The sequence below is a fragment of the Streptomyces zaomyceticus genome, from assembly GCF_014656215.1.
GTDB classification, from domain to species: Bacteria; Actinomycetota; Actinomycetes; order Streptomycetales; family Streptomycetaceae; genus Streptomyces; species Streptomyces zaomyceticus.
In genome coordinates, this window is sequence record NZ_BNBZ01000069.1 from 1 (window position 1) to 5,180 (window position 5,180).

Consider the following 5,180-nt stretch of genomic DNA (forward strand, 5'->3'; position numbering starts at 1 on the left):
CTTCAGAACTAACACAGTGGACGCGAGCAACTGAGGACAAGCCCTCGGCCTATTAGTACCGGTCAGCTCCACCCATTACTGGGCTTCCACATCCGGCCTATCAACCCAGTCGTCTACTGGGAGCCTTACCCTCTCAAGGAGGTGGGAATACTCATCTTGAAGCAGGCTTCCCGCTTAGATGCTTTCAGCGGTTATCCCTCCCGAACGTAGCCAACCAGCCATGCCCTTGGCAGGACAACTGGCACACCAGAGGTTCGTCCGTCCCGGTCCTCTCGTACTAGGGACAGCCCTTCTCAATATTCCTGCGCGCGCAGCGGATAGGGACCGAACTGTCTCACGACGTTCTAAACCCAGCTCGCGTACCGCTTTAATGGGCGAACAGCCCAACCCTTGGGACCGACTCCAGCCCCAGGATGCGACGAGCCGACATCGAGGTGCCAAACCATCCCGTCGATATGGACTCTTGGGGAAGATCAGCCTGTTATCCCCGGGGTACCTTTTATCCGTTGAGCGACGGCGCTTCCACAAGCCACCGCCGGATCACTAGTCCCGACTTTCGTCCCTGCTCGACCCGTCGGTCTCACAGTCAAGCTCCCTTGTGCACTTACACTCAACACCTGATTGCCAACCAGGCTGAGGGAACCTTTGGGCGCCTCCGTTACCCTTTGGGAGGCAACCGCCCCAGTTAAACTACCCATCAGACACTGTCCCTGATCCGGATCACGGACCGAGGTTAGACATCCAGCACGACCAGAGTGGTATTTCAACGGCGACTCCACCATGACTGGCGTCACGGCTTCAAAGTCTCCCACCTATCCTACACAAGCCGAACCGAACACCAATATCAAACTGTAGTAAAGGTCCCGGGGTCTTTCCGTCCTGCTGCGCGAAACGAGCATCTTTACTCGTAGTGCAATTTCACCGGGCCTATGGTTGAGACAGTCGAGAAGTCGTTACGCCATTCGTGCAGGTCGGAACTTACCCGACAAGGAATTTCGCTACCTTAGGATGGTTATAGTTACCACCGCCGTTTACTGGCGCTTAAGTTCTCAGCTTCGCAACCCCGAAAGGTCACTAACCGGTCCCCTTAACGTTCCAGCACCGGGCAGGCGTCAGTCCGTATACATCGCCTTACGGCTTCGCACGGACCTGTGTTTTTAGTAAACAGTCGCTTCTCGCTGGTCTCTGCGGCCACCCCCAGCTCACGGAGTAAATCCGATCACCAGACGTGGCCCCCCTTCTCCCGAAGTTACGGGGGCATTTTGCCGAGTTCCTTAACCATAGTTCACCCGAACGCCTCGGTATTCTCTACCTGACCACCTGAGTCGGTTTAGGGTACGGGCCGCCATGAAACTCGCTAGAGGCTTTTCTCGACAGCATAGGATCATCCACTTCACCACAATCGGCTCGGCATCAGGTCTCAGGCTATGTGCTGTCCGGATTTACCTGGACAACGCCCTACACCCTTACCCCGGGACTACCACCGCCCGGGTTGGACTACCTTCCTGCGTCACCCCATCGCTTACCTACTACCACCTTGGGTCGACGGCTCCACCACTTTCCTTTCCCCGAAGGGTCCGGAACGGCTTCACGGCCTTAGCATTAATGGGCTCGATATTGGGCGTTTCAAAGCGGGTACCGGAATATCAACCGGTTGTCCATCGACTACGCCTGTCGGCCTCGCCTTAGGTCCCGACTTACCCTGGGCAGATCAGCTTGACCCAGGAACCCTTAGTCAATCGGCGCACACGTTTCTCACGTGTGTATCGCTACTCATGCCTGCATTCTCACTCGTGAACCGTCCACAACTCGCTTCCGCGGCTGCTTCACCCGGCACACGACGCTCCCCTACCCATCACAGCGGGCGTTGGCCCTATTGCTGCAATGACACGACTTCGGCGGTACGCTTGAGCCCCGCTACATTGTCGGCGCGGAATCACTTGACCAGTGAGCTATTACGCACTCTTTCAAGGGTGGCTGCTTCTAAGCCAACCTCCTGGTTGTCTCTGCGACTCCACATCCTTTCCCACTTAGCGTACGCTTAGGGGCCTTAGTCGATGCTCTGGGCTGTTTCCCTCTCGACCATGGAGCTTATCCCCCACAGTCTCACTGCCGTGCTCTCACTTACCGGCATTCGGAGTTTGGCTAAGGTCAGTAACCCGGTAGGGCCCATCGCCTATCCAGTGCTCTACCTCCGGCAAGAAACACACGACGCTGCACCTAAATGCATTTCGGGGAGAACCAGCTATCACGGAGTTTGATTGGCCTTTCACCCCTAACCACAGGTCATCCCCCAGGTTTTCAACCCTGGTGGGTTCGGTCCTCCACGAAGTCTTACCTCCGCTTCAACCTGCCCATGGCTAGATCACTCCGCTTCGGGTCTTGAGCGCGCTACTGAATCGCCCTATTCGGACTCGCTTTCGCTACGGCTTCCCCACACGGGTTAACCTCGCAACGCACCGCAAACTCGCAGGCTCATTCTTCAAAAGGCACGCAGTCACGACCCATTGAGTAAACTCAATGAGCGACGCTCCCACGGCTTGTAGGCACACGGTTTCAGGTACTATTTCACTCCGCTCCCGCGGTACTTTTCACCATTCCCTCACGGTACTATCCGCTATCGGTCACCAGGGAATATTTAGGCTTAGCGGGTGGTCCCGCCAGATTCACACGGGATTTCTCGGGCCCCGTGCTACTTGGGTGTCTCTCAAACGAGCCGTCAATGTTTCAGCTACGGGGGTCTTACCCTCTACGCCGGACCTTTCGCATGTCCTTCGCCTACATCAACGGTTTCTGACTCGTCTCACAGCCGGCAGACTGTGAAAGAGAGATCCCACAACCCCGCATGCGCAACCCCTGCCGGGTATCACACGCATACGGTTTGGCCTCATCCGGTTTCGCTCGCCACTACTCCCGGAATCACGGTTGTTTTCTCTTCCTGAGGGTACTGAGATGTTTCACTTCCCCTCGTTCCCTCCACATGCCCTATGTGTTCAGGCATGGGTGACAGCCCATGACGACTGCCGGGTTTCCCCATTCGGAAACCCCCGGATCAAAGCCTGGTTGACGGCTCCCCGGGGACTATCGTGGCCTCCCACGTCCTTCATCGGTTCCTGGTGCCAAGGCATCCACCGTGCGCCCTTAAAAACTTGGCCACAGATGCTCGCGTCCACTGTGTAGTTCTCAAGCAACGACCAGCCACCCATCACCCCACCCGACAAGCAGGTGAGTTCACTGGGGCCGGCATCGCGAAGATACAAACCTTACGGCCGTACCCTCAGATACCCAACAACGTGCCAAGCACGACCCGTCGGTTCATCATCACGTTCCACGCCGAAGCAGTACTGGTGAAGTGATCCTCGAGATCGTGCCAACTAATCAACGTTCCACCCATGAGCTGACCGTGCAGAACGTTTGTCTGCAATCGGTACTGTGCTCCTTAGAAAGGAGGTGATCCAGCCGCACCTTCCGGTACGGCTACCTTGTTACGACTTCGTCCCAATCGCCAGTCCCACCTTCGACAGCTCCCTCCCACAAGGGGTTGGGCCACCGGCTTCGGGTGTTACCGACTTTCGTGACGTGACGGGCGGTGTGTACAAGGCCCGGGAACGTATTCACCGCAGCAATGCTGATCTGCGATTACTAGCAACTCCGACTTCATGGGGTCGAGTTGCAGACCCCAATCCGAACTGAGACCGGCTTTTTGAGATTCGCTCCGCCTCGCGGCATCGCAGCTCTTTGTACCGGCCATTGTAGCACGTGTGCAGCCCAAGACATAAGGGGCATGATGACTTGACGTCGTCCCCACCTTCCTCCGAGTTGACCCCGGCGGTCTCCTGTGAGTCCCCATCACCCCGAAGGGCATGCTGGCAACACAGGACAAGGGTTGCGCTCGTTGCGGGACTTAACCCAACATCTCACGACACGAGCTGACGACAGCCATGCACCACCTGTATACCGACCACAAGGGGGGCACTATCTCTAATGCTTTCCGGTATATGTCAAGCCTTGGTAAGGTTCTTCGCGTTGCGTCGAATTAAGCCACATGCTCCGCTGCTTGTGCGGGCCCCCGTCAATTCCTTTGAGTTTTAGCCTTGCGGCCGTACTCCCCAGGCGGGGAACTTAATGCGTTAGCTGCGGCACCGACGACGTGGAATGTCGCCAACACCTAGTTCCCAACGTTTACGGCGTGGACTACCAGGGTATCTAATCCTGTTCGCTCCCCACGCTTTCGCTCCTCAGCGTCAGTAATGGCCCAGAGATCCGCCTTCGCCACCGGTGTTCCTCCTGATATCTGCGCATTTCACCGCTACACCAGGAATTCCGATCTCCCCTACCACACTCTAGCCTGCCCGTATCGGATGCAGACCCGGGGTTAAGCCCCGGGCTTTCACACCCGACGTGACAAGCCGCCTACGAGCTCTTTACGCCCAATAATTCCGGACAACGCTTGCGCCCTACGTATTACCGCGGCTGCTGGCACGTAGTTAGCCGGCGCTTCTTCTGCAGGTACCGTCACTTTCGCTTCTTCCCTGCTGAAAGAGGTTTACAACCCGAAGGCCGTCATCCCTCACGCGGCGTCGCTGCATCAGGCTTTCGCCCATTGTGCAATATTCCCCACTGCTGCCTCCCGTAGGAGTCTGGGCCGTGTCTCAGTCCCAGTGTGGCCGGTCGCCCTCTCAGGCCGGCTACCCGTCGTCGCCTTGGTAGGCCATTACCCCACCAACAAGCTGATAGGCCGCGGGCTCATCCTTCACCGCCGGAGCTTTCAACCAGCTCCCATGCGGAAGCCGGTGTTATCCGGTATTAGACCCCGTTTCCAGGGCTTGTCCCAGAGTGAAGGGCAGATTGCCCACGTGTTACTCACCCGTTCGCCACTAATCCACCCCGAAGGGCTTCATCGTTCGACTTGCATGTGTTAAGCACGCCGCCAGCGTTCGTCCTGAGCCAGGATCAAACTCTCCGTGAATGTTTACCCGTAATCGGGTGACACTCGCGTTGAGCGGGACAGTCAGGCCGGAATAGGGCCGACTGTCCACAGCGTCCTCGCTGTGTATGTTGCCCACCAACCCGCAAGGGGCCGGCAGGACTTTCAAAGGAACCTCGCCATCCGAAGATGGACGGGGTATCAACTAATCTGGCGTTGATTTTTGGCACGCTGTTGAGTTCTCAAGGAACGG

At 57.2% G+C, this 5,180-nt stretch carries 2 rRNA genes; both read right to left on the reverse strand.

Annotated elements, in window-relative coordinates:
- Positions 1-32: 32 nt before the first annotated feature.
- Positions 33-3,155: ribosomal RNA gene (locus IE311_RS36420) — 23S ribosomal RNA — on the reverse strand.
- Between the two features lie 288 nt (positions 3,156-3,443).
- Positions 3,444-4,969 (reverse strand): 16S ribosomal RNA (locus tag IE311_RS36425).
- The 16S and 23S rRNA genes sit together here, the layout of an rRNA operon.
- Between the last annotated feature and the right edge of the window lie 211 nt (positions 4,970-5,180).